At 53.9% G+C, this 24,072-nt stretch carries 21 protein-coding genes; 19 read left to right on the forward strand and 2 right to left on the reverse strand.

Annotation, left to right across the window (positions count from 1 at the left end; all coding sequences use genetic code 11):
* The first annotated feature begins 570 nt into the window (after positions 1-570).
* The 14 genes from lrhA (at position 571) to nuoN (ending at position 17,201) form a co-directional block, all read left to right on the forward strand.
* Positions 571-1,509 (forward strand): transcriptional regulator LrhA, encoded by a 939-nt coding sequence (lrhA, locus tag OGX67_RS11875; protein ID WP_286526526.1) that lies wholly within the window; start codon positions 571-573, stop codon positions 1,507-1,509.
* Between the two features lie 627 nt (positions 1,510-2,136).
* Positions 2,137-2,580, forward strand: coding sequence for an NADH-quinone oxidoreductase subunit NuoA (gene nuoA / locus OGX67_RS11880; RefSeq protein WP_003028077.1), 444 nt, complete (start codon positions 2,137-2,139; stop codon positions 2,578-2,580).
* A gap of 15 nt (positions 2,581-2,595) precedes the next feature.
* On the forward strand, positions 2,596-3,258 hold the full coding sequence (gene nuoB, locus OGX67_RS11885; protein WP_003028075.1) for an NADH-quinone oxidoreductase subunit NuoB: 663 nt from the start codon (positions 2,596-2,598) through the stop codon (positions 3,256-3,258).
* Positions 3,259-3,343: 85 nt separating this feature from the next.
* Positions 3,344-5,146, forward strand: coding sequence for an NADH-quinone oxidoreductase subunit C/D (gene nuoC / locus OGX67_RS11890; RefSeq protein ID WP_003028072.1), 1,803 nt, complete (start codon positions 3,344-3,346; stop codon positions 5,144-5,146).
* 2 nt (positions 5,147-5,148) lie between these two features.
* Complete coding sequence (gene nuoE / locus OGX67_RS11895) at positions 5,149-5,649, forward strand: NADH-quinone oxidoreductase subunit NuoE (protein ID WP_003028069.1); 501 nt, start codon at positions 5,149-5,151, stop codon at positions 5,647-5,649.
* Positions 5,646-6,983 (forward strand): NADH-quinone oxidoreductase subunit NuoF, encoded by a 1,338-nt coding sequence (gene nuoF / locus OGX67_RS11900; RefSeq protein WP_003839356.1) that lies wholly within the window; start codon positions 5,646-5,648, stop codon positions 6,981-6,983. The genes nuoE and nuoF overlap by 4 nt, the downstream gene beginning before the upstream one ends.
* Positions 6,984-7,063: 80 nt before the next feature.
* Positions 7,064-9,790 carry an NADH-quinone oxidoreductase subunit NuoG gene (nuoG, locus tag OGX67_RS11905; protein WP_003839358.1) on the forward strand — a complete coding sequence of 909 codons (2,727 nt, stop codon included), beginning with the start codon at positions 7,064-7,066 and terminating at the stop codon, positions 9,788-9,790.
* Positions 9,787-10,764 (forward strand): NADH-quinone oxidoreductase subunit NuoH, encoded by a 978-nt coding sequence (gene nuoH, locus OGX67_RS11910; protein ID WP_003028063.1) that lies wholly within the window; start codon positions 9,787-9,789, stop codon positions 10,762-10,764. Before nuoG ends, nuoH begins: the two co-directional genes overlap by 4 nt.
* A 14-nt stretch (positions 10,765-10,778) precedes the next feature.
* A complete protein-coding gene (gene nuoI, locus OGX67_RS11915) occupies positions 10,779-11,321 on the forward strand; it encodes an NADH-quinone oxidoreductase subunit NuoI (RefSeq protein ID WP_003028062.1) in 543 nt (180 codons plus the stop codon).
* Between the two features lie 11 nt (positions 11,322-11,332).
* A complete protein-coding gene (gene nuoJ, locus OGX67_RS11920) occupies positions 11,333-11,887 on the forward strand; it encodes an NADH-quinone oxidoreductase subunit J (RefSeq protein ID WP_003028059.1) in 555 nt (184 codons plus the stop codon).
* Complete coding sequence (gene nuoK / locus OGX67_RS11925; protein WP_000612644.1) at positions 11,884-12,186, forward strand: NADH-quinone oxidoreductase subunit NuoK; 303 nt, start codon at positions 11,884-11,886, stop codon at positions 12,184-12,186. Before nuoJ ends, nuoK begins: the two co-directional genes overlap by 4 nt.
* Entirely contained in the window at positions 12,183-14,024 is a 1,842-nt protein-coding gene (nuoL, locus tag OGX67_RS11930) for an NADH-quinone oxidoreductase subunit L (protein WP_003027695.1), read from the forward strand. The genes nuoK and nuoL overlap by 4 nt, the downstream gene beginning before the upstream one ends.
* 183 nt (positions 14,025-14,207) lie before the next feature.
* On the forward strand, positions 14,208-15,737 hold the full coding sequence (gene nuoM / locus OGX67_RS11935; RefSeq protein WP_003027692.1) for an NADH-quinone oxidoreductase subunit M: 1,530 nt from the start codon (positions 14,208-14,210) through the stop codon (positions 15,735-15,737).
* A 6-nt stretch (positions 15,738-15,743) separates the two neighbouring features.
* Positions 15,744-17,201, forward strand: a complete 1,458-nt coding sequence (gene nuoN / locus OGX67_RS11940) for an NADH-quinone oxidoreductase subunit NuoN (RefSeq protein ID WP_286526528.1) — start codon at positions 15,744-15,746, stop codon at positions 17,199-17,201.
* A 59-nt stretch (positions 17,202-17,260) separates the two neighbouring features.
* Here nuoN and OGX67_RS11945 read toward each other — a convergent pair whose 3' ends face one another.
* Positions 17,261-18,265: a chemotaxis protein gene (locus OGX67_RS11945; RefSeq protein ID WP_003839364.1), complete on the reverse strand. Its 1,005-nt coding sequence runs from the start codon at positions 18,263-18,265 to the stop codon at positions 17,261-17,263.
* 64 nt (positions 18,266-18,329) lie between these two features.
* The gene (gene rbn, locus OGX67_RS11950) at positions 18,330-19,247 is read right to left on the reverse strand and encodes a ribonuclease BN (protein WP_003845091.1); all 918 of its coding nucleotides are present in this window, start codon (positions 19,245-19,247) and stop codon (positions 18,330-18,332) included.
* A 67-nt stretch (positions 19,248-19,314) separates the two neighbouring features.
* On the opposite strand from rbn, the gene OGX67_RS11955 reads away from it, so the two are divergent.
* From OGX67_RS11955 to menH, 5 genes are all read left to right on the forward strand, one after another.
* Complete coding sequence (locus OGX67_RS11955; RefSeq protein ID WP_003027684.1) at positions 19,315-19,776, forward strand: GNAT family N-acetyltransferase; 462 nt, start codon at positions 19,315-19,317, stop codon at positions 19,774-19,776.
* A 63-nt stretch (positions 19,777-19,839) separates the two neighbouring features.
* Entirely contained in the window at positions 19,840-20,145 is a 306-nt protein-coding gene (gene elaB / locus OGX67_RS11960; protein WP_032936574.1) for a stress response protein ElaB, read from the forward strand.
* Between the two features lie 104 nt (positions 20,146-20,249).
* Positions 20,250-21,548, forward strand: a complete 1,299-nt coding sequence (gene menF / locus OGX67_RS11965; RefSeq protein WP_194857542.1) for an isochorismate synthase MenF — start codon at positions 20,250-20,252, stop codon at positions 21,546-21,548.
* Between the two features lie 84 nt (positions 21,549-21,632).
* Complete coding sequence (gene menD / locus OGX67_RS11970) at positions 21,633-23,303, forward strand: 2-succinyl-5-enolpyruvyl-6-hydroxy-3-cyclohexene-1-carboxylic-acid synthase (RefSeq protein WP_016150697.1); 1,671 nt, start codon at positions 21,633-21,635, stop codon at positions 23,301-23,303.
* Positions 23,300-24,058, forward strand: a complete 759-nt coding sequence (gene menH, locus OGX67_RS11975; RefSeq protein ID WP_071697033.1) for a 2-succinyl-6-hydroxy-2,4-cyclohexadiene-1-carboxylate synthase — start codon at positions 23,300-23,302, stop codon at positions 24,056-24,058. Before menD ends, menH begins: the two co-directional genes overlap by 4 nt.
* The last annotated feature ends 14 nt before the right edge of the window (positions 24,059-24,072 follow it).

Below are 24,072 nucleotides of genomic sequence, written 5' to 3' on the forward strand. Positions count from 1 at the left end.
CGGTGTGAATCCATTGTTAAGCATAATTAATGAATTGAGAGATTCTTAATTAATTATTATTTATTATTTAAACGACATCAAATTGATTGGGCTAATAATACGAAAACCGTTGTACTGACATAACACCAATTCGCCCGGAATTATTCGCAATAACACTTATAAATATAGTGGTTTTAGGTTAAGATAACTCCTATGAAATGGTGTGTAGTACGAGTTTTACGATAATTCAAATGTTTGTTGGTTGTTCATAACATACTGAAAAGTTAGTTTTTAATGTGTAAATTATTGTTCGTTAACTATTTTTTAAATTTACAAAATTTACATGTTTTCCATTAGTCAGAATCATCCGGCAGCTAAAAATACGGCTCTTTCTCGTTGCTATATTCCGATGAATATCACGGGTTTTAAAATAGCTCAGAAAGAGCATTGTTTCGTTTGTTAAACCAAATACATCCTTATTTTCACTTGGTTACACTAAGCGAAACTGAAGGGAGGCACATTACAAATGGAGTTGTTTGATTCTGAATGCACAGCATTAACCCGGTATGACCCGCGAGTAAGTGAAAAACTATGATAAATGCAAATCGTCCGATAATTAACCTCGACCTCGATCTGCTGAGAACCTTTGTTGCTGTTGCCGACCTAAATACCTTCGCGGCTGCGGCAGCTGCAGTATGTCGAACTCAGTCTGCGGTAAGTCAGCAAATGCAGCGCCTTGAGCAACTTGTGGGGAAAGAGTTGTTCGCGCGTCATGGACGCAACAAACTGCTGACCGAACATGGTATCCAACTGTTGGGTTACGCCAGGAAAATACTGCGATTTAATGATGAGGCATGCTCATCATTGATGTTTAACAATCTTCAGGGGGTGTTAACTATCGGTGCTTCTGATGAATCCGCCGACACCATACTCCCATTTCTGCTTAACCGCATTAGTTCGGTTTATCCGAAACTTGCCCTTGATGTAAGAGTGAAACGCAATGCTTACATGGTGGAGATGCTTAAGTCGCAAGAAGTGGATTTAGTGGTAACCACGAATCGCCCTGACGATTTTGAATGCCTGAATTTGCGAACTTCACCGACATACTGGTATTGCGCAGCCGAATATATCCTGCAAAAAGGCGAACCGGTGCCGTTAGTTCTGCTGGACGATCCCAGCCCGTTTCGCGATATCGTGCTGGCGACGTTGAATGCCGCACAGATCCCGTGGCGTCTGGCTTATGTCGCTTCAACATTGCCTGCGGTCCGCGCGGCGGTAAAAGCAGGGCTTGGCGTTACTGCGCGTCCTGTAGAAATGATGAGCCCGGATTTACGCGTACTGGGTGCGTCGGACGGATTGCCACCTCTGCCTGATACCGAGTATCTGTTGTGCAGCGATCCGGCCACGCAAAATGAATTAGCTCAGGCTATCTTTAAGTCGATGCAGACATATCAAAATCCTTGGCAATACAATCAGTTTACCCCTGAAGGGGGAGATGACTCGCTGATTGTTGAAGGCGACTTTGAGTAAAGCGTCACAGAAAAACGTTTAAAAATGTAAGTGTAAAAAAGGGCCACTGATGATGAAAAAACATCCAGCGGCTCTTTTTTTATGCAAATATTACTGCTTTCTGTTCATTCATATACTAAAACTTAACAAAATCAGCAGGTAAAAAAACAGACTGACAATAGGGTGAAAAATAATCAGCCGCGTTGCTAAATGTTTCCATGTTAAAAAACTAGAGAAATTGTTGCTGTTTTTTATGGTGAATTAACAAAAGCGTGTCACAGATCAAGAAAATACTCCCATTTAGGGGGAGGCATCTGGGTGAATTCCTGTCAAAATAGACGTGTATTATCTTTTTTACTTCACTACGGACACGATTCAACAACATTAAAAATGACCGATGATGCAATCGAAATGGGTCTAAAGAGCACTTTATGTTAATGAAGTTGGAGTAGTGTAAAATAATGTGAGGAAACTTTTGTTAAAGTTGACAAAAGGTTATAGAAAGGAGTAAAAAACCCCATCAATTAGCTGTATAAAATGATTTTTCACAGTGATTGTAAGGTTTTTTTTATTCCTCCCCATGAATCGATGTGGCGTTCATCTGCCGAAAAGAGCAGAGAATTTGGCGCTACTTTTGATGAGTAAGCAATGAGTATGTCAACATCCACTGAAATCATCGCTCATCACTGGGCATTCGCTATCTTTCTTATCGTTGCCATTGGCCTGTGTTGCCTGATGCTCGTCGGCGGCTGGTTTTTAGGGGGTCGCGCACGCGCGAGATCTAAAAACGTGCCGTTTGAATCAGGTATCGACTCGGTCGGCACCGCCCGCCTGCGCCTGTCTGCCAAGTTTTATCTGGTAGCCATGTTCTTCGTTATCTTCGACGTTGAAGCGCTGTATCTGTTCGCATGGTCAACTTCTATCCGTGAAAGCGGTTGGATTGGCTTTGTGGAAGCTGCAATTTTTATTTTTGTGTTACTGGCAGGTCTGGTTTATCTGGTGCGTATTGGCGCGCTGGACTGGACGCCCGCGCGTTCACGCCGCGAGCGTATGAACCCGGAAACGAACAGTATCGCTAATCGTCAACGCTAACCGCGAGGCATTAAGATGGATTATACGCTCACCCGCATAGATCCTAACGGTGAGAACGACCGTTACCCCCTGCAAAAACAGGAGATCGTAACCGACCCCCTGGAACAAGAAGTTAACAAAAACGTGTTCATGGGCAAACTGCATGACATGGTTAACTGGGGCCGTAAAAACTCAATTTGGCCATATAACTTTGGCCTTTCCTGCTGCTACGTTGAGATGGTGACCTCGTTTACCGCCGTGCACGATGTGGCCCGTTTTGGTGCGGAAGTACTGCGTGCATCGCCGCGTCAGGCTGACCTGATGGTCGTAGCCGGAACCTGCTTTACCAAAATGGCGCCAGTTATTCAGCGCCTCTACGATCAGATGCTGGAACCGAAATGGGTTATTTCCATGGGCGCATGCGCCAACTCCGGCGGGATGTACGACATCTATTCTGTAGTGCAGGGCGTTGATAAATTTATTCCGGTCGATGTGTACATCCCGGGATGTCCGCCGCGCCCAGAAGCGTATATGCAGGCTCTGATGCTGCTGCAAGATTCCATTGGCAAAGAACGCCGTCCGCTCTCCTGGGTGGTTGGCGATCAGGGCGTTTATCGCGCCAATATGCAGTCAGAACGCGAGCGTAAACGCGGCGAACGTATTGCTGTAACGAATCTTCGTACACCAGACGAGATTTAATTTGCGCCTGTCGGCAGCAGCACTTCCTTCGCTTATCACTACATAAATAGCGCGAAGCACTGCCGACCACCACGGACCATTTGCAATGGTGAACAATATGACCGACTTAACCGCGCAAGACGCCGCATGGCAAACACGGGATCACCTTGATGACCCGGTCATTGGCGAACTGCGCAACCGTTTTGGGCCGGATGCCTTTACCGTTCAGGCGACTCGCACCGGGGTACCCGTTGTTTGGGTCAAGCGTGAACAATTACTGGAAGTTGGCGATTTCTTAAAGAGACTGCCGAAACCTTACGTCATGCTGTTTGACTTACACGGCATGGACGAACGTCTGCGTACGCACCGCGAAGGGTTACCCGCCGCGGATTTTTCCGTTTTCTATCACCTGATCTCCATTGAACGCAATCGCGATATCATGCTCAAGGTGGCTTTGTCTGAAAACGATCTGCGCGTACCGACTTTCACCAAACTTTTCCCGAACGCCAACTGGTATGAGCGTGAAACCTGGGAAATGTTTGGCATCGACATCGAAGGTCACCCGCACCTGACGCGTCTGCTGATGCCGCATACCTGGGAAGGCCATCCGCTGCGTAAAGACTACCCGGCGCGTGCGACTGAATTCGACCCGTTTGAGCTGACTAAAGCCAAACAGGATCTGGAAATGGAAGCGCTGACCTTCAAACCTGAAGATTGGGGCATGAAGCGTAGCACCGAAAATGAGGACTTCATGTTCCTCAACCTCGGTCCTAACCACCCGTCTTCCCACGGTGCGTTCCGTATTGTGCTGCAGCTTGATGGCGAAGAAATCGTCGACTGCGTACCTGACATCGGCTACCACCACCGTGGCGCTGAAAAGATGGGCGAACGTCAGTCCTGGCACAGCTACATTCCGTACACCGACCGTATCGAGTACCTCGGCGGCTGCGTTAACGAAATGCCTTACGTACTGGCGGTTGAGAAACTGGCAGGCATCACCACGCCGGATCGCGTCAACGTGATTCGCGTCATGCTATCTGAACTGTTCCGTATCAACAGTCATCTGCTGTACATCTCCACGTTCATTCAGGACGTCGGCGCGATGACCCCGGTATTCTTCGCCTTTACCGACCGTCAGAAAATCTACGACGTCGTGGAAGCGATCACCGGTTTCCGTATGCACCCGGCCTGGTTCCGTATCGGCGGTGTGGCACACGATCTGCCGCGCGGTTGGGACAAACTGCTGCGTGATTTCCTCGACTGGATGCCAAAACGTCTGGATTCTTACGAGAAAGCCGCGCTGCGTAACACCATCCTGAAAGGCCGTTCGCAGGGTGTTGCCGCTTACGGTAAGAAAGAAGCGCTGGACTGGGGTTGTACCGGTGCTGCGCTGCGTGCGACCGGTATTGATTTCGACGTGCGTAAAGCGCGTCCGTACTCTGGCTATGAAAACTTTGACTTTGAAGTCCCGGTTGGCGGCGGTGTGTCCGACTGCTATACCCGCGTGATGCTAAAAGTTGAAGAGCTGCGCCAGAGTCTGCGCATCCTTGAGCAGTGCCTCAATAACATGCCGGAAGGCCCGTTCAAAGCGGATCACCCGCTGACGACGCCGCCACCGAAAGAGCGCACGCTGCAACATATCGAAACCCTTATCACCCACTTCCTGCAGGTTTCGTGGGGTCCGGTTATGCCGGCAAACGAGTCCTTCCAGATGGTGGAAGCGACCAAGGGTATCAACAGTTACTACCTGACCAGCGATGGCAGCACCATGAGTTACCGTACCCGTATCCGTACCCCGAGCTATGCGCACCTGCAGCAGATCCCGGTAGCGGTACGTGGCAGCCTGGTGTCCGACCTGATCGTCCATCTGGGTAGTATCGATTTTGTTATGTCAGATGTGGACCGCTAATTATGCACGAGAATCAACAACCACAAACCGAGGCTTTTGAGCTGAGTGCGGCTGAGCGTGAAGCGATTGAGCACGAGAAGCACCACTACGAAGACCCGCGTGCGGCGTCCATTGAAGCGCTGAAAATCGTTCAGAAACAGCGTGGCTGGGTGCCGGATGGGGCGATCTATGCGATCGCTGATGTGCTGGGTATTCCGGCAAGCGACGTAGAAGGTGTTGCTACGTTTTATAGCCAGATCTTCCGCCAGCCGGTAGGTCGCCACGTGATCCGCTATTGCGACAGCGTGGTGTGCCATATCAACGGCTACCAGGGGATCCAGGCCGCGCTTGAGAAAAAACTCAACATCAAGCCGGGGCAGACGACTTTTGATGGTCGCTTTACGCTGCTGCCGACCTGTTGCCTGGGGAACTGCGACAAAGGGCCAAACATGATGATCGATGAGGATACTCACGCTCATCTGACCCCGGAAGGCATTCCCGAACTGCTGGAGCGGTATAAATGAAAGACATTATCCGTACTCCCGAAACCCATCCGCTGACCTGGCGTCTGCGTGATGACAAACAGCCGGTCTGGCTGGACGAATACCGTAGCAAGAACGGCTACGAAGGTGCGCGTAAGGCCCTGACCGGGCTGTCACCGGACGAAATCGTTAATCAGGTAAAAGACGCTGGCCTGAAAGGGCGCGGCGGCGCGGGCTTTTCCACCGGTCTGAAGTGGAGTCTGATGCCGAAAGACGAATCCATGAACATCCGTTACCTGCTGTGTAACGCCGATGAAATGGAGCCGGGCACCTATAAAGACCGTCTGCTGATGGAACAGCTGCCGCACCTGCTGGTGGAAGGCATGCTGATTTCCGCGTTTGCGCTGAAAGCGTACCGTGGTTACATCTTCCTGCGCGGTGAATATATCGAAGCAGCCGTGCATCTGCGTCGCGCTATCGCCGAAGCGACCGAAGCCGGTCTGCTAGGCAAAAACATTATGGGCACCGGTTTCGACTTCGAACTGTTTGTCCACACTGGGGCAGGGCGTTACATCTGCGGTGAAGAAACCGCGCTGATCAACTCCCTCGAAGGTCGCCGTGCTAATCCACGCTCCAAGCCGCCGTTCCCGGCAAGCTCTGGCGCATGGGGTAAGCCGACCTGCGTAAACAACGTCGAAACCCTGTGTAACGTACCAGCTATCCTCGCGAACGGCGTGGAGTGGTACCAGAACATTTCGAAGAGCAAAGACGCGGGCACCAAGCTGATGGGCTTCTCCGGTCGTGTGAAGAACCCTGGCCTGTGGGAACTACCTTTCGGTACTACCGCGCGTGAGATCCTCGAAGATTACGCGGGCGGCATGCGCGATGGCCTGAAGTTCAAAGCCTGGCAACCTGGCGGCGCGGGGACTGACTTCCTGACCGAAGCACACCTCGATCTGCCGATGGAATTCGAAAGCATTGGTAAAGCAGGTAGCCGTCTGGGCACCGCACTGGCAATGGCTGTCGATCACGAGATTGGCATGGTTCCTCTGGTGCGTAACCTCGAAGAGTTCTTTGCCCGCGAGTCCTGTGGCTGGTGTACGCCGTGCCGTGATGGTCTGCCGTGGAGTGTGAAAATTCTGCGCGCGCTTGAGCGTGGCGAAGGCCAGCCTGGGGATATCGAGACACTTGAGCAACTGTGTCGTTTCCTCGGCCCGGGTAAAACCTTCTGTGCACACGCACCGGGTGCAGTGGAACCGCTGCAGAGCGCCATTAAATATTTCCGCGAAGAATTCGAAGCTGGCATCAAGCAGACCTTCAGCAATACCCACGCTATTGGTGGTATTCAGCCGAACCTGCTGAAAGAGCGCTGGTGATCACAGGGTTAGCCCTGTGTCGCGATAAGAAATTCGATTAACGCTCGGTTACGACCGAGCCAACTGGAAGCATGCTGACTATGGCTACGATTCATGTAGACGGCAAAGAATATGAGGTCAACGGAGCGGACAACCTGCTGGAAGCTTGTCTGTCTCTTGGCCTTGATATTCCGTACTTTTGCTGGCACCCGGCGCTGGGAAGCGTCGGTGCTTGCCGCCAGTGTGCGGTGAAGCAATATCAGAACGCGGAAGACACGCGTGGTCGCCTGGTGATGTCTTGTATGACACCGGCCACCGAAGGCACCTTTATTTCTATTGATGACGAAGAAGCGAAGCAGTTCCGCGAAAGCGTCGTGGAGTGGTTGATGACTAACCACCCGCACGACTGTCCGGTCTGTGAAGAGGGCGGCAACTGCCACCTGCAGGATATGACCGTCATGACCGGTCACAGCTTCCGTCGATACCGCTTCACGAAGCGTACTCACCGTAACCAGGACCTGGGGCCGTTCATCTCTCACGAAATGAACCGCTGCATCGCCTGCTATCGCTGTGTACGTTACTACAAAGATTACGCCGATGGTGCGGATCTGGGCGTGTATGGCGCACATGACAACGTCTACTTCGGTCGTCCGGAAGACGGTACGCTCGAAAGCGAATTCTCTGGCAACCTGGTCGAAATTTGTCCAACCGGCGTCTTCACCGATAAAACGCACTCCGAGCGTTATAACCGTAAATGGGACATGCAGTTTGCGCCGAGCATCTGCCAGCAGTGTTCCATCGGCTGTAACACCAGCCCGGGCGAGCGCTACGGTGAACTGCGTCGTATCGAAAACCGTTATAACGGTACCGTTAACCACTACTTCCTCTGCGACCGTGGTCGTTTCGGCTATGGTTACGTGAACCTGAAAGACCGTCCGCGTCAGCCGGTACAGCGTCGTGGCGATGACCTGATCACGCTGAACGCCGAGCAGGCGATGCAGGGCGCGGCAGATATTCTGCGTCAGTCGAAGAAAGTGATTGGTATCGGCTCCCCGCGCGCCAGCGTTGAAAGTAACTTCGCGCTGCGTGAACTGGTCGGTGCGGATAACTTCTATACCGGTATCGCTCAGGGCGAACTGGATCGTCTGCAACTGGCGCTGAGCGTACTTCGTGACGGCGGGATTCATACTCCGGCTCTGCGCGAAATCGAATCTTATGATGCGGTTCTGGTGCTGGGCGAAGATGTCACCCAGACCGGCGCACGCGTTGCGCTGGCGGTGCGTCAGGCGGTGAAAGGTAAAGCGCGTGAAATGGCGGCGGCACAGAAAGTGGCTGACTGGCAGATCGCAGCAATCCTTAATATCGGCCAGCGTGCTAAGCATCCGCTATTCGTTACCAACGTCGATAACACCCGTCTGGACGATATCGCCGCTTGGACCTATCGCGCACCGGTTGAAGATCAGGCGCGTTTAGGTTTCGCTATCGCCCACGCGCTGGATAACAACGCGCCGGCGGTTGACGGTATCGACCGTGACCTGCAGAACAAAATTGACGTTATCGTTCAGGCACTAGCCGGGGCGAAGAAACCACTGATTATTTCCGGCACCAACGCCGGTAGCGCCGAAGTGATTCAGGCGGCTGCCAACGTGGCGAAGGCGCTGAAAGGCCGTGGCGCAGACGTCGGCATCACTATGATTGCTCGCTCGGTTAACAGCATGGGCCTCGGCATGATTGGCGGTGGTTCCCTTGACGATGCGCTGACCGAGCTGGAAACAGGCCGCGCTGACGCTGTTGTGGTGCTGGAAAATGACCTGCATCGCCATGCTTCAGCCGCTCGCGTTGATGCCGCGCTGGCGAAAGCGCCGCTGGTACTGGTCGTTGACCATCAGCGTACGGCAATTATGGAAAACGCCCATCTGGTGCTTTCCGCTGCAAGCTTCGCCGAAAGCGATGGTACGGTGATTAACAACGAAGGCCGCGCCCAGCGTTTCTTCCAGGTTTATGACCCATCCTACTACGACAGCAACACCGTAATGCTGGAAAGCTGGCGCTGGCTGCACTCGCTGCACAGCACCGTGCAGAGCCGTGAAGTGGACTGGACGCAGCTCGACCACGTTATCGACGCGGTTGTTGAGAAGTTGCCGCAGCTGGCGGGCATTAAAGATGCCGCGCCGGACGCAAGCTTCCGTATCCGTGGACAGAAGCTGGCGCGTGAACCGCACCGCTACAGTGGGCGTACCGCAATGCGCGCCAACATCAGCGTACACGAACCGCGTCAACCGCAGGACAAAGACACTATGTTCGCTTTCTCTATGGAAGGGAACAACCAGCCGTCTGCACCGCGTTCACAAATTCCGTTTGCCTGGGCTCCGGGCTGGAACTCCCCACAGGCGTGGAACAAGTTCCAGGATGAAGTGGGCGGTAAACTGCGTCATGGCGATCCGGGCGTGCGCCTGATCGAAGCTTCTGCGGATGGTATGGATTACTTCACTACCGTTCCGGCGAGCTTCCAGGCTCAGGATGGTCAGTGGCGTATCGCGCCTTACTATCACCTGTTTGGCAGTGACGAAATGTCCCAGCGTGCGCCGGTCTTCCAGACCCGTATGCCGCAGCCGTACATCAAACTCAACCCGGCTGATGCCGCGAAGTTGGGTGTTAATGCCGGTACGCGCGTTTCTTTCAGCTACGATGGCAACACGGTTACGCTGCCGGTTGAAATCGCTGAAGGATTAACGGCAGGGCAGGTTGGTTTACCGATGGGCATGCCTGGCATCGCGCCGGTTCTGGCAGGTGCGCGTCTTGAGGATCTGCAGGAGGCACAACAATGAGTTGGATTACACCCGATCTGATTGAGATCCTGCTGAGCATTCTCAAAGCTGTGGTGATCCTGCTGGTGGTGGTCACCTGCGGGGCATTCATGAGCTTTGGCGAACGTCGTCTGCTGGGTCTGTTCCAGAACCGTTACGGACCGAACCGTGTTGGCTGGGGCGGTTCGCTCCAGCTGGTTGCGGACATGATCAAGATGTTCTTTAAAGAAGACTGGATCCCGAAATTCTCGGATCGCGTCATCTTTACCCTGGCACCGATGATCGCCTTCACCTCGCTGCTGCTGGCTTTCGCCATCGTGCCAGTGAGTCCGAACTGGGTGGTTGCTGACCTGAACATCGGGATCCTGTTCTTCCTGATGATGGCGGGCCTCGCGGTATACGCGGTGCTGTTCGCCGGCTGGTCCAGTAACAACAAATACTCCCTGCTCGGTGCGATGCGTGCGTCTGCGCAGACCCTGAGCTACGAAGTGTTCCTCGGACTTTCCCTAATGGGCGTGGTGGCGCAGGCCGGTTCATTTAACATGACCGACATCGTCAACAACCAGGCTGATATCTGGAACGTTATTCCGCAGTTCTTTGGTTTTGTCACCTTTGCCATCGCGGGCGTGGCGGTGTGTCACCGTCACCCGTTTGACCAGCCAGAAGCCGAGCAGGAACTGGCCGACGGTTACCACATTGAATATTCCGGTATGAAATTCGGTCTGTTCTTCGTGGGTGAATACATCGGTATCGTCACCATTTCTGCACTGATGGTTACCCTGTTCTTCGGTGGCTGGCATGGCCCGTTCTTACCGCCATTCGTCTGGTTCGCGCTGAAAACCGCGTTCTTCATGATGATGTTCATTTTGATTCGTGCGTCGTTACCACGTCCTCGTTATGACCAGGTAATGTCCTTCGGCTGGAAAGTCTGTCTGCCGCTGACGCTCGTCAACTTGCTGGTAACGGCGGCTGTCATTCTCTGGCAGGCGCAATAAGGGACACAAAGACCATGACCTTAAAAGAATTGTTCGTAGGTTTCGGCACCCAGGTACGCAGTATCTGGATGATCGGCCTGCATGCGTTCGCGAAACGCGAAACGCAGATGTACCCGGAAGAGCCGGTCTATCTACCGCCCCGTTTTCGTGGTCGTATCGTTCTGACTCGTGATCCAGACGGTGAAGAGCGCTGCGTTGCCTGTAACCTGTGCGCGGTAGCGTGTCCGGTAGGCTGTATCTCTTTGCAAAAAGCAGAGACCAAAGATGGCCGCTGGTATCCGGAGTTTTTCCGCATTAACTTCTCACGCTGCATTTTCTGCGGCCTGTGCGAAGAAGCCTGTCCGACAACGGCTATTCAGCTGACTCCAGATTTCGAGCTGGGTGAGTACAAGCGCCAGGACCTGGTTTACGAGAAAGAGGATCTGCTGATCTCCGGTCCGGGCAAATACCCGGAATATAACTTCTACCGGATGGCAGGTATGGCAATCGACGGCAAAGATAAGGGCGAAGCAGAGAACGAAGCTAAGCCTATCGACGTCAAGAGCCTGTTACCGTAAGGAGAGGGGCAATGGAGTTCGCTTTTTATATCTGTGGCCTGATAGCCATTCTCGCAACCTTGCGGGTGATCACCCACACCAATCCGGTACACGCACTGCTGTATCTGATTATTTCGCTGCTGGCGATTTCCGGGGTGTTCTTCTCGTTAGGCGCTTACTTCGCCGGTGCACTGGAAATTATCGTCTACGCGGGCGCTATCATGGTGCTGTTCGTATTCGTGGTAATGATGCTAAACCTCGGTGGTTCTGAAATTGAACAGGAACGCCAGTGGCTGAAACCTCAGGTGTGGATTGGTCCGGCGATTCTGTCGGCCATCATGCTGGTGGTCATTGTTTACGCGATTCTGGGCGTAAACGATCAGGGCATCGACGGGACGCCAATTAGCGCGAAAGCAGTCGGTATTTCCCTGTTCGGACCGTATGTACTGGCGGTCGAACTGGCTTCGATGCTGCTGCTGGCGGGCTTGGTTGTGGCCTTCCACGTGGGGCGCGAAGAGCGTTCAGGTGAAGTGCTGAGCAATCGCACTGATGACCGCGCGAAAAGAAAAACGGAGGAGCACGCATGATCCCCTTACAACATGGACTGATCCTCGCTGCGATTTTATTCGTCCTGGGTTTGACTGGTCTGGTTATCCGCCGCAATCTGCTGTTTATGCTGATCGGGCTGGAAATCATGATTAACGCCTCCGCGCTGGCCTTTGTGGTCGCCGGAAGCTACTGGGGCCAGACCGATGGTCAGGTGATGTACATTCTCGCCATCAGCCTTGCGGCTGCGGAAGCGAGCATTGGACTTGCGCTGTTGCTGCAACTTCATCGCCGTCGCCAGAACCTGAACATCGATTCAGTAAGTGAGATGCGTGGATGAACATGCTTGCCTTAACCATTATTCTGCCATTTATTGGCTTTGTATTACTGGCGTTTTCCCGTGGTCGTTGGTCAGAAAATCTGTCCGCTACCGTGGGTGTCGGGTCGATCGGTCTGGCCGCGCTGGTGACTGCGTTTGTTGGCGTTGATTTCTTTGCCAATGGCCAGCAGGCTTACAGCCAGCCGCTGTGGACCTGGATGTCAGTCGGCGACTTCAACATCGGTTTTAACCTGGTGCTGGATGGCCTGTCGCTGACCATGCTCTCCGTGGTGACCGGTGTCGGTTTCCTGATCCACATGTTCGCCTCCTGGTATATGCGCGGAGAAGAGGGCTATTCTCGTTTCTTCGCCTACACCAACCTGTTTATCGCCAGCATGGTGGTTCTGGTGCTGGCGGATAACCTGCTGCTGATGTACCTCGGCTGGGAAGGCGTGGGCCTGTGCTCCTATCTGCTGATTGGTTTCTACTATACCGATCCGAAGAATGGCGCTGCGGCAATGAAAGCCTTCGTGGTAACCCGTGTTGGTGACGTATTCCTGGCGTTCGCGCTGTTCATCCTCTACAACGAGCTGGGCACGCTGAACTTCCGCGAAATGGTGGAACTGGCGCCTGCGCACTTTGCAGATGGTAACAACATGCTGATGTGGGCAACCCTGATGCTGCTGGGCGGTGCGGTCGGTAAATCTGCGCAGTTGCCGTTGCAAACATGGCTTGCTGATGCGATGGCCGGCCCGACGCCTGTCTCTGCGCTTATCCACGCTGCGACGATGGTTACTGCCGGTGTCTACCTGATTGCACGTACGCACGGCCTGTTCCTGATGACCCCAGAAATCCTGCACCTGGTGGGGATTATCGGTGCCATCACTCTGGTGCTGGCGGGTTTTGCTGCGCTGGTACAGACCGACATCAAACGCGTTCTTGCGTACTCCACCATGAGCCAGATTGGTTATATGTTCCTGGCTCTCGGTGTACAGGCGTGGGATGCGGCGATTTTCCACCTGATGACGCACGCCTTCTTTAAAGCGCTGCTGTTCCTGGCATCCGGCTCGGTTATCCTGGCTTGCCACCACGAACAGAACATCTTCAAGATGGGCGGACTGCGTAAGTCAATTCCGCTGGTGTATCTCTGCTTCCTGATCGGTGGCGCGGCGCTGTCGGCTCTGCCGCTGATTACCGCTGGCTTCTTCAGTAAGGATGAGATTTTGGCTGGTGCAATGGCGAATGGTCATATTAATCTGATGGTCGCAGGTCTGGTCGGTGCGTTCATGACCTCTCTGTATACCTTCCGTATGATTTTCATCGTGTTCCACGGTAAAGAACAAATTCACGCTCATGCAGGGAAGGGGATTACCCATCATCTGCCGCTGATTGTGCTGATGATCCTGTCCACCTTCGTTGGCGCGCTGATTGTGCCGCCGCTGCAGGGTGTACTGCCTGCGACGACCGAGCTTGAGCATGGTCGCGTCATGACGCTGGAAATTACCTCCGGTATCGTAGCGATTGCGGGCATCCTGATCGCAGCATGGCTGTGGCTGGGTAAACGCCAGCTTGTGACATCGATTGCCAACAGTGCGCCGGGCCGCCTGCTGGGTACCTGGTGGTATAACGCCTGGGGCTTCGACTGGCTGTATGACAAAGTGTTCGTCAAGCCGTTCCTGGGTGTTGCCTGGTTGCTGAAACGCGATCCGCTCAACTCAATGATGAACATTCCGGCGATCCTTTCCCGCTTTGCAGGTAAAGGCCTGTTGTTGAGCGAGAACGGTTATCTGCGCTGGTATGTCGCATCAATGAGCATCGGCGCCGTCGTTGTGCTGGCACTGTTGATGGTACTGCGTTGAGTTTGAGGATTGTGGGGTTGATGTCGGATGGCGCTCGCGCTTATCCGACCTACGGGAATCTGTAGGCCCGGTAAGCGTTCGCGCCACCGGGCAAAAAAAGCCGCAATCCGAAGTGAATTTTCTGTTTGAGAATTCGTTGAAAATCAGGTCCTGATGGGACTTTAACAAGGAATAAAGATCGCCATGTTACTACCCTGGCTAATATTAATTCCCTTTATCGGTGGCTTCCTGTGCTGGCAGACCGAACGCTTTGGCGTGAAGGTGCCGCGCTGGATCGCGCTGATTACCATGGGATTGACGCTGGCGCTTGGCCTGCAACTGTGGTTGCAGGGCGGCTATTCACTGACGCAATCCGCTGGCATTCCGCAGTGGCAGTCTGAGTTTGTCCTGCCGTGGATCCCACGTTTTGGCATCTCTATTCATCTGGCTATCGACGGTCTGTCGCTGCTGATGGTAGTGCTGACCGGTCTGCTCGGTGTTCTGGCGGTACTTTGCTCCTGGAATGAAATCGAAAAATACCAGGGCTTCTTCCATCTGAACCTGATGTGGATCTTAGGCGGCGTGATTGGTGTGTTCCTTGCCATCGACATGTTCCTGTTCTTCTTCTTCTGGGAAATGATGCTGGTGCCGATGTACTTCCTGATCGCGTTGTGGGGGCATAAAGCCTCTGACGGTAAAACGCGTATCACGGCGGCGACCAAGTTCTTCATTTATACCCAGGCGAGTGGTCTGGTGATGTTGATTGCCATCCTGGCGCTGGTGTTTGTGCACTATAAAGCGACCGGTGTGTGGACCTTCAACTATGAAGAGTTGCTGAATACCCCGATGTCCCACGGTGTGGAATATCTGCTGATGCTGGGCTTCTTCATCGCCTTCGCGGTGAAAATGCCGGTGGTTCCGCTGCACGGCTGGTTGCCGGATGCGCACTCCCAGGCGCCGACCGCAGGTTCCGTTGACCTGGCGGGGATCTTGCTGAAAACCGCGGCTTACGGTCTACTGCGCTTCTCTCTGCCGCTGTTCCCGAACGCGTCGGCGGAGTTTGCACCTATCGCAATGTGGCTGGGTGTTATCGGTATCTTCTACGGCGCGTGGATGGCCTTTAATCAGTACGATATCAAACGCCTGATTGCTTACACCTCCGTATCGCACATGGGCTTCGTACTGATTGCTATCTACACCGGCAGCCAGCTGGCTTACCAGGGTGCGGTTATTCAGATGATCGCGCACGGTCTGTCCGCAGCCGGTCTGTTCATTCTGTGTGGTCAGCTGTACGAACGTCTGCACACGCGTGATATGCGTATGATGGGCGGCCTGTGGGGCAAAATGAAATGGTTGCCTGCGCTGTCAATGTTCTTCGCCGTGTGTACGCTGGGTATGCCGGGTACAGGTAACTTCGTTGGCGAATTTATGATTCTGTTCGGCAGCTACCAGGTGGTTCCGGTCATTACCGTGATCTCGACCTTTGGTCTGGTGTTTGCCTCTGTTTACTCGCTGGCGATGTTGCATCGCGCTTACTTCGGTAAAGCGAAGAGCCAGATTGCCAGTGTTGAACTGCCAGGGATGTCGCTGCGTGAGTTGTTTATCATCCTGTTGCTGGTCGTGCTTCTGGTACTGCTTGGCTTTTATCCGCAGCCGATTCTGGATACCTCGCATTCTGCGATGAGCAACATCCAGCAGTGGTTTGTTAATTCCGTTACTACTACAAGGCCGTAAATCGCCATGACAATAACTCCACAACACCTGATTGCGCTGCTACCGCTGCTGATCGTCGGCTTGACGGTGGTGGTTGTGATGCTCTCCATTGCGTGGCGACGCAATCACTTCCTCAATGCCACGTTATCGGTCATTGGGCTTAACGCCGCGCTGGTTTCGCTCTGGTTTGTTGGCCAGGCTGGCGCCATGGACGTCACCCCGCTGATGCGGGTTGACGGTTTCGCCATGCTCTACACCGGACTGGTGCTGCTGGCGAGTCTTGCCACCTGTACCTTTGCTTACCCGTGGCTGGAAGGCTACGATGACAACCGGGAAGAGTTCTACCTGTTGGTGCTGATTGCCGCACTCGGCGGTATTCTGCTGGCTAATGCTAACCATCTGGCGGCGCTGTTCCTTGGTATTGAGCTGATCTCTCTGCCGCTGTTTGGTCTGGTTGGCTATGCGTTCCGTCAGAAACGTTCGCTGGAAGCCAGTATCAAATACACCATTCTGTCTGCCGCAGCGTCTTCCTTCCTGCTGTTCGGTATGGCGCTGGTGTACGCGCAGTCTGGCAATCTGTCGTTTGTTGCGCTCGGTAAGAGCCTCGGCGACGGCATGCTGCACGAACCGCTGCTGCTGGCGGGCTTCGGTCTGATGATTGTTGGCCTCGGCTTTAAACTTTCGCTGGTTCCGTTCCACCTGTGGACGCCAGACGTTTACCAGGGCGCTCCGGCTCCGGTTTCCACCTTCCTGGCGACGGCGAGCAAAATCGCTATCTTCGGCGTGGTGATGCGTCTGTTCCTGTACGCACCGGTAGGGGATAGCGAAGCGGTACGTATCGTACTGGGCGTGATTGCCTTTGCTTCCATCATCTTCGGTAACCTGATGGCGCTGAGCCAGACCAATATTAAACGTCTGCTCGGTTACTCTTCTATCTCTCATCTCGGCTACCTGCTGGTGGCGCTGATTGCTCTGCAGAGCGGCGAGATGTCGATGGAAGCGGTTGGCGTTTACCTGGCCGGTTACCTGTTCAGCAGCCTCGGCGCGTTCGGTGTGGTCAGCCTGATGTCCAGCCCGAACCGCGGCCCGGATGCGGACTCTCTGTTCTCCTACCGTGGTCTGTTCTGGCATCGTCCGATCCTCGCGGCAGTGATGACGGTAATGATGCTGTCTCTGGCCGGTATCCCGATGACGCTGGGCTTTATCGGTAAGTTCTACGTACTGGCAGTCGGTGTGCAGGCTAACCTGTGGTGGCTGGTTGCCGCTGTGGTGGTCGGTTCGGCGATTGGTTTGTACTACTATCTGCGTGTTGCCGTGAGCCTGTACCTGAGCGCACCGCAACAGCTGAACCGCGATGCGCCATCCAACTGGCAGTACAGCGCGGGCGGTATCGTGGTGCTGATTTCTGCCCTGCTGGTACTGGTGCTGGGTATTTACCCGCAACCGCTGATCAGCATTGTGCAGTTAGCGACTCCGCTGATGTAAGGCTACATGCAGTAACGAAAAAACCCGCCTCGGCGGGTTTTTTTATGCGTGAAATACGGTCAGTTCAATAGCTGACGGCTCACCAGCGGACCGCTAATGCCTTTTGCTGTGCGATCCATCACTTCCTGGATCACTGAAGAAAGCTCATTGACTTCGAATTTGGCCACGTAGCCATCCGCTTTTACTCGGCGAACATGATCTTCGTTCGCACTACCGGAAAGCGAAGAGTGGATAACGACCGGGATCTTCTTCAGGCGTTCGTCGGTTTTTATTTTGCGGGTAAGCGTAAAACCGTCCATCTCCGGCATTTCGAGATCGGTGAGTACCAGGGCGATCTTCTCGCTAATAGGCTTGCCCTCCGCCAGTGCTTCTGCGGAAAGCTGCTGTATTTTTTCCCACGCATCCTGGCCCGTTACATGCATCAGATGCGGGATTTCCATGGCGTTAAGCCCTTTTTCCAGCATTGCGCGGGCCACTTTTGAATCATCTGCCACAATCGCCACCGCACCCGGCGTGATGTTGAATTTATTGGTTTTCAGATCGGTTGCGCGCAGGTCGTGGTTCGCCGGTACGATGTCGTACAAGATCTGCTCAACGTCGAGCACCAGCGCCAGGTTGTTGGTCTCTTTGTTGTCGTCCAGGCAAGCGATACTGGTGATATAGCGACCATTGACGGCTTTCTCGGCGGTATGCACCTGTTGCCAGTCCAGGCGCATAATGTTTTCCACTGACTCCACCGCAAACGCCTGGACGCTGCGGGCATATTCTGTGATCAACAGGATGTTGAGTCCGGTCTCTGGTTTACAGCCCGCGACGGCGGGCAGGTCAATCACCGGGATCACCTGATCGCGAATATTAACCATACCCAGCAGTGGGGCTTTCATACCAGCCGGACGTGTAAAGGTCGGCATCGGCACGATTTCACGCAGCTTGAATACGTTGATGCCAAATAGCTCTGATTTCTGCTCTTCAACAGATTTGCCGAGGCGAAATAGCAGCAGTTCAAAACGGTTAGACAGGGTTAGGTTTGTCCTGTCATCAATATCTTTCTGGAAATTGTTCATCCTGTCCTCAGTGTGAAAGCCAGCCTTTCCACTGTTATCGGCACTGAGGCGGAAAAATAAAGCGTTAAACGCTGAAAATGGCGAAATCGTGTGCCAGTTCCGTGTCTGGAAAAATCGCTTTGCACTCTTCAAGCAAACGCTGACAGCCTTTTTCATCATAGCGTGAGCTAACGTGGGTCATGATCAGGCGTCCCACTCCGGCATCCAGCGCCAGCTGTGCGGCTTGTCGGGTTGAGCTGTGCCCGCGACTGTTCGCTTTCTCCTCCATTGAGGCATCCAGCGTGGTTTCGTGTACCATGACATCTACACCTCGAGCCAGTTCAATGGCGGACGCACAGGGTCCTGTGTCACCGAAAATAGCGACTGATTTTCCCCTGGTGGCCGGGGCGAGGAAGTCGGCGCCGTGGATCGTACGTCCATCCTCCAGCACGATAGTTTTCCCGGCTTTCAAATCCTGAAACCACGGGCCCGCTTTAACACCTGCCGCCTTCAGGGCGCTAGCGTCAAGCGCACCGGGTTTGTCATGCTCTTGAATGCGAAAACCGTAGCACTCCAGCGGATGCGCCAGCGGGTACGCCGTGACTTTACGCAGGCCGTCATCGACAATCTCACCTGCGGTGATTTCCACAATTTCCATCGGATAATCGGTCCAGGAGCCGCTCAGACGTAATGCGGTTTCGGTAAACTCTCGCAACCCTTTTGGCCCGTAAAGCGTCAGAGGCTGGACATTGCCGGCCATTGAGCGACTGCACAGTAGTCCCGGTAAACCAAACAGGTGATCGCCGTGCAGATGGCTGATAAAAATACGATCGAGTTTTCCTGGATTGAAAGGAGTGGTGAGCATCTGATGCTGCGTCCCTTCACCGCAATCAAAAAGCCACAGCCCCGCCTGAGTCGGGTGTTGCAGATTCAGTAAAATTGCCGTTACATTGCGTGAGCGAGTGGGGACTCCCGCTGACGTGCCTAAAAATAGTAATTCCATCTTCGCGTTACACTTTTCGCCATCAATAAGGCAGGGTGTTCAGGTTATCACAACATAGGGGCAGACAATGATTCACTGGCAAGATCTCCACCATGCAAAGCTGAGTACCCAACAACTGTACGCACTACTTCAGTTGCGATGCGCGGTGTTTGTAGTTGAGCAACAGTGTCCGTACCAGGATGTGGATGGCGATGACCTGGTTGGAGAGAATCGCCATATTCTGGGCTGGCATAACGATGAGCTGGTGGCGTATGCGAGGATTCTGAAAAGCGATGACGAGCTGGAGCCGGTGGTGATTGGTCGGGTGATTGTAAGCGAAGCGCTGCGCGGTGAAAAACTGGGGCAACAGCTGATGGCCCAGACGCTGGCATCCTGCGCGCAACACTGGCCACACAAGGCGTTATATCTGGGCGCGCAGGCGCATCTGCAATCGTTCTATGCGCGCTTTGGCTTTGTTCCGGTAACGGATATCTATGACGAAGACGGTATTCCACACGTCGGAATGGCGCGGGAAGCACATCAGGCGTAAACAGGCGCAAACAGTCCTGGTTGTCTATAGTTAGCGGGTACGTCAATAGAAAGGGAGAATATAATGTCTTTTCATTCTTATGAATCACGTGTCGATGATGATCTGGAATTATTAAGTGAAACGCTGGAAGAGGTGCTGCGTTCTTCTGGCGACCCAGCAGATCAAAAATACCTTGAGTTAAAAGCGCGGGCAGAACGGGCGTTAGAAGAGGTGAGAAATCGCGTCAGCCATGCTTCTGACAGCTACTATTACCGTGCGAAAAAAGCTGTTTGTCGGGCGGATGATTATGTGCACGAAAAACCCTGGCGCGGGATTGGCGTTGGCGCCACAGTCGGTTTAGTGATGGGATTATTGTTAGCACGGCGATAAATTCCGTTCTGTCATCGCATTTGTACGTACTCCCTAACTGGGGGTACTGCTTTTTCTGCTCAGTACCCCGTATAATGTGAGGTTTTTAACAGGGAGAGGTCCGCGTGCATTCAATCACTACTGCGCTGGAAAGTCTGATGCGTCATTTATCGCAAGAGATGCCAGCAGCACCTGGAATTCGTATTTACGATATACCTTTCCCACTGAATGATGCGTTTGACGCTTTAGGATGGCTGGCCAGTCAACCCGTCTGGCCCCAGTTTTACTGGCAGCAGCGTAACGGCGACGAAGAGGCCGCCGTATTAGGGGCCGTCGCCGCATTTTCCTCGCTGGAATCGGCCCAGCAATTTTTACACCAGCATGATAATCATCCCGACCTGCGCATCTGGGGCCTGAATGCCTTTGAGCCACAGCGTGGCAATTTGCTGCTGCCGCGGCTGGAGTGGCGACGTTGCGCCGGAGTGGCGAGCTTACGCTTACATCTCTACAGCGACGTATCGTTACGTGACGACGCCGCGCAGGCGGTGGCGTTTATTTCATCGCTCGCCAATGTTAAGCCGCTACCCGCGTTGCGTCTCAGTTTGACGGGAGAACAGAACTGGCCAGATAAAGCGGGCTGGACAAATCTGATAAAACTCGCCACCCAAACAATCGCAGGAGAAGACCTCGATAAGGTTGTGCTGGCACGGGCGACCGATTTACAGTTTTCTCAGTCGGTTAATGCCGCGGCCGTGATGGCATCCAGCCGTCGCTTAAACCTGAACTGCTACCATTTCTTTATGGCATTCTCTGCCGACTCCGCTTTTCTTGGCTCTTCCCCTGAGCGTCTGTATCGGCGGCGAGACACGGCGCTGCGCACCGAGGCGCTGGCCGGAACCGTGGCCAATCATCCAGAGGATCATCGGGCCTGGCAGTTGGGTGAATGGCTAATGAAAGATGATAAAAACCAGCGTGAGAATATGCTGGTGGTTGAAGATATTTGCCAGCGCCTGCAAGGCTGTACGCAAACTCTCGACGTGCTGCCGCCACAGGTGCTCAGGCTGCGTAAAGTGCAGCACCTGCGCCGTTGCATCTGGACGGAACTGAATCAGGCCGACGATACGCTTTGCCTGATGCAACTCCAGCCCACGGCGGCTGTCGCCGGTATTCCGCGAGAGCTGGCGCGTGAATTCATCCAACAAAATGAACCCTTTGAACGTGAGTGGTATGCCGGTTCTGCGGGTTATCTTTCACGGCGCCAAAGTGAGTTTTGCGTGTCACTACGTTCGGCGAAAATTAGCGCAAACGTGGTGCGCCTGTATGCCGGGGCAGGGATCGTACGTGGTTCAGATCCTGAGCAGGAATGGCAAGAAATAGACAACAAAGCGGCGGGTTTACGTACTTTATTACAGATGGAAGCCTAATGAGTCACACATTACCGACTCATATCAAAAATCCATTTATTCGATTCTTTATACTGTGTCGCAATATTGATACCGGACAATCTCATGTCAGTAAGCGCATTTAACCGACGCTGGGCGGCGGTCATTCTGGAAGCACTCACTCGCCACGGCGTCAGGCATGTCTGCATTGCCCCTGGCTCTCGTTCTACACCGTTGACGCTGGCGGCAGCGGAAAACCCCGCATTCATCCATCACACCCATTTTGACGAGCGTGGTCTTGGTCATCTGGCCTTAGGTCTGGCAAAAGTTAGCCGTCAGCCTGTCGCAGTGATTGTGACGTCCGGTACCGCGGTGGCGAATTTATATCCCGCGTTGATTGAAGCGGGCCTGACCGGTGAAAAACTAATTTTACTTACGGCAGACCGACCGCCAGAGCTTATCGACTGTGGCGCGAACCAGGCGATTCGTCAGGCCGGAATGTTTGCCTCGCATCCATCGCAAACGCTCTCTTTACCGCGTCCGACTCAGGACATTCCGGCAAGCTGGCTGGTGTCCACTATTGATAATGCGTTAGCAACCCTGCATAGCGGGGCGGTTCATATCAATTGCCCGTTTGCGGAACCGCTGTATGGCGATATGGACGAAACGGGGATTGCCTGGCAGCAGCGCCTCGGCGACTGGTGGCAGGACGATAAACCCTGGCTGCGAGAAGCGCGTCGGCTGGAAAGCGACAAACAGCGCGACTGGTTTTTCTGGCGACAAAAACGCGGCGTAGTCATTGCGGGCCGCATGAGCGCTGAAGAAGGTAAGAAAGTTGCGCAGTGGGCGCAGACGTTAGGCTGGCCGCTGATTGGTGATGTTCTGTCGCAAACCGGACAACCGCTGCCGTGCGCCGACCTGTGGCTGGGAAATGCGAAAGCGGTAGCTGAGTTACAGCAGGCGCAGATTGTGGTGCAGCTTGGCAGCAGCCTGACCGGAAAACGACTCCTGCAATGGCAGGCCAGTTGCGATCCGCAGGAATACTGGATTGTCGATAATATCGAAGGCCGCCTCGATCCGGCTCACCATCGTGGCCGCAGGCTGGTGGCGAAAGTTGGCGACTGGCTGGAGCTGCATCCGGCGGAGAAACGTCAGCCCTGGTACGTGGAAATCCCTCGTCTGGCGCAACTGGCCTGGCAGGCGGTAGAAGCCCGTCGTGAGGCGTTTGGTGAAGCGCAATTAGCCCACCGTATTCGCGAATACTTGCCGGAGCAGGGGCAGCTGTTCGTGGGTAACAGTCTGGTGGTACGCCTGATTGATGCGCTGTCGCAGCTTCCGGCTGGTTACCCGGTCTATAGCAACCGTGGCGCGAGCGGTATTGACGGCCTGCTGTCAACGGCAGCAGGTGTACAGCGTGCCAGCGCGAAATCGACGCTGGCGATTGTTGGCGATTTATCTGCATTGTATGACCTGAATGCGCTGGCGTTATTGCGCCAGGTTTCTGCACCGTTTGTCCTGATAGTGGTCAACAATAACGGCGGACAGATTTTTTCTCTGCTGCCGACGCCAGCCAGCGAACGCGAACGGTTCTATCTGATGCCGCAGAACGTACATTTCGAGCATGCTGCCGCCATGTTTAACCTTAAATACCAGCGCCCGGAAAACTGGGAGCAGCTGGAGAGCGCGTTGACTAACGCCTGGCGTACTCCTGCGGCCACGGTGATTGAGCTGGTGGTGAATGAAACTGACGGGGCGCAAACCTTGCAGCAACTGCTGGCGAAGGTAAGTCATCTATGATCCTGCATGCGCAGGCGAAAGAGGGCCAGACGGGATTTCCCTGGCTGGTTTTCCTGCACGGTTTCTCTGGCGATTGTCGGGAATGGCAGACGGTCGGCGAAGCGTTTCAGGATTATTCGCGGCTATACATCGATCTGCCGGGACACGGTGGCTCTGCTGACATCAGCGTGAGCGGATTCGATGACGTAAACGTTTTGCTGCGTAACACTCTGCTTAGTTACAACATACACAACTACTGGCTGGTGGGATACTCTCTTGGTGGCAGAGTCGCGATGATGGCGGCCTGTCAGGAGATGCCTGGGCTTTGTGGTCTGGTGGTTGAAGGTGGACATCCAGGCTTGCAAGGCGAAGAAGCGCGCGTTCAGCGTCGTCTCTCGGATGGCCGCTGGGCTGCGCGTTTTCGCGCAGAGTCGCTACGTGAGGTGTTTAATGACTGGTATCAACAGCCCGTTTTTTCCTCGCTGAACACGGTACAAAGAGAGGCGCTGGTCGCTCTGCGTAGCCAGAATAATGGGCAAACGCTGGCGGCAATGCTGGAGGCCACCTCGCTTGCCGTACAACCTGATTTACGTGCGCAACTCACGACGTGCACATTTCCGTTTTATTATTTATGTGGTGAACGTGACGATAAATTCCGCGCTCTGGCGGCGGAAATATCAGTACCAAACCATGTGATTCGTAATGCCGGACACAACGCGCATCGGGACAACCCCGCGGGTGTAGTGGACTGTCTGGCTCAGATTCTGCGTCGCTGACTATAGGACATTTT

It is taken from the genome of Citrobacter sp. Cf118 (assembly GCF_030334095.1).
In the GTDB taxonomy this organism is placed as follows: Bacteria; Pseudomonadota; Gammaproteobacteria; order Enterobacterales; family Enterobacteriaceae; genus Citrobacter; species Citrobacter freundii.

Bases quoted from the DNA above. Each gene is read 5' to 3' on its own strand.
- lrhA (WP_286526526.1), top strand. From the start codon at position 571: ATGATAAATGCAAATCGTCCGATAATTAACCTCGACCTCGATCTGCTG.
- nuoA (WP_003028077.1), top strand. From the start codon at position 2,137: ATGAGTATGTCAACATCCACTGAAATCATCGCTCATCACTGGGCATTC.
- nuoB (WP_003028075.1), top strand. From the start codon at position 2,596: ATGGATTATACGCTCACCCGCATAGATCCTAACGGTGAGAACGACCGT.
- nuoC (WP_003028072.1), top strand. From the start codon at position 3,344: ATGGTGAACAATATGACCGACTTAACCGCGCAAGACGCCGCATGGCAA.
- nuoE (WP_003028069.1), top strand. From the start codon at position 5,149: ATGCACGAGAATCAACAACCACAAACCGAGGCTTTTGAGCTGAGTGCG.
- nuoF (WP_003839356.1), top strand. From the start codon at position 5,646: ATGAAAGACATTATCCGTACTCCCGAAACCCATCCGCTGACCTGGCGT.
- nuoG (WP_003839358.1), top strand. From the start codon at position 7,064: ATGGCTACGATTCATGTAGACGGCAAAGAATATGAGGTCAACGGAGCG.
- nuoH (WP_003028063.1), top strand. From the start codon at position 9,787: ATGAGTTGGATTACACCCGATCTGATTGAGATCCTGCTGAGCATTCTC.
- nuoI (WP_003028062.1), top strand. From the start codon at position 10,779: ATGACCTTAAAAGAATTGTTCGTAGGTTTCGGCACCCAGGTACGCAGT.
- nuoJ (WP_003028059.1), top strand. From the start codon at position 11,333: ATGGAGTTCGCTTTTTATATCTGTGGCCTGATAGCCATTCTCGCAACC.
- nuoK (WP_000612644.1), top strand. From the start codon at position 11,884: ATGATCCCCTTACAACATGGACTGATCCTCGCTGCGATTTTATTCGTC.
- nuoL (WP_003027695.1), top strand. From the start codon at position 12,183: ATGAACATGCTTGCCTTAACCATTATTCTGCCATTTATTGGCTTTGTA.
- nuoM (WP_003027692.1), top strand. From the start codon at position 14,208: ATGTTACTACCCTGGCTAATATTAATTCCCTTTATCGGTGGCTTCCTG.
- nuoN (WP_286526528.1), top strand. From the start codon at position 15,744: ATGACAATAACTCCACAACACCTGATTGCGCTGCTACCGCTGCTGATC.
- OGX67_RS11945 (WP_003839364.1), bottom strand. From the start codon at position 18,265: ATGAACAATTTCCAGAAAGATATTGATGACAGGACAAACCTAACCCTG.
- rbn (WP_003845091.1), bottom strand. From the start codon at position 19,247: ATGGAATTACTATTTTTAGGCACGTCAGCGGGAGTCCCCACTCGCTCA.
- OGX67_RS11955 (WP_003027684.1), top strand. From the start codon at position 19,315: ATGATTCACTGGCAAGATCTCCACCATGCAAAGCTGAGTACCCAACAA.
- elaB (WP_032936574.1), top strand. From the start codon at position 19,840: ATGTCTTTTCATTCTTATGAATCACGTGTCGATGATGATCTGGAATTA.
- menD (WP_016150697.1), top strand. From the start codon at position 21,633: ATGTCAGTAAGCGCATTTAACCGACGCTGGGCGGCGGTCATTCTGGAA.
- menH (WP_071697033.1), top strand. From the start codon at position 23,300: ATGATCCTGCATGCGCAGGCGAAAGAGGGCCAGACGGGATTTCCCTGG.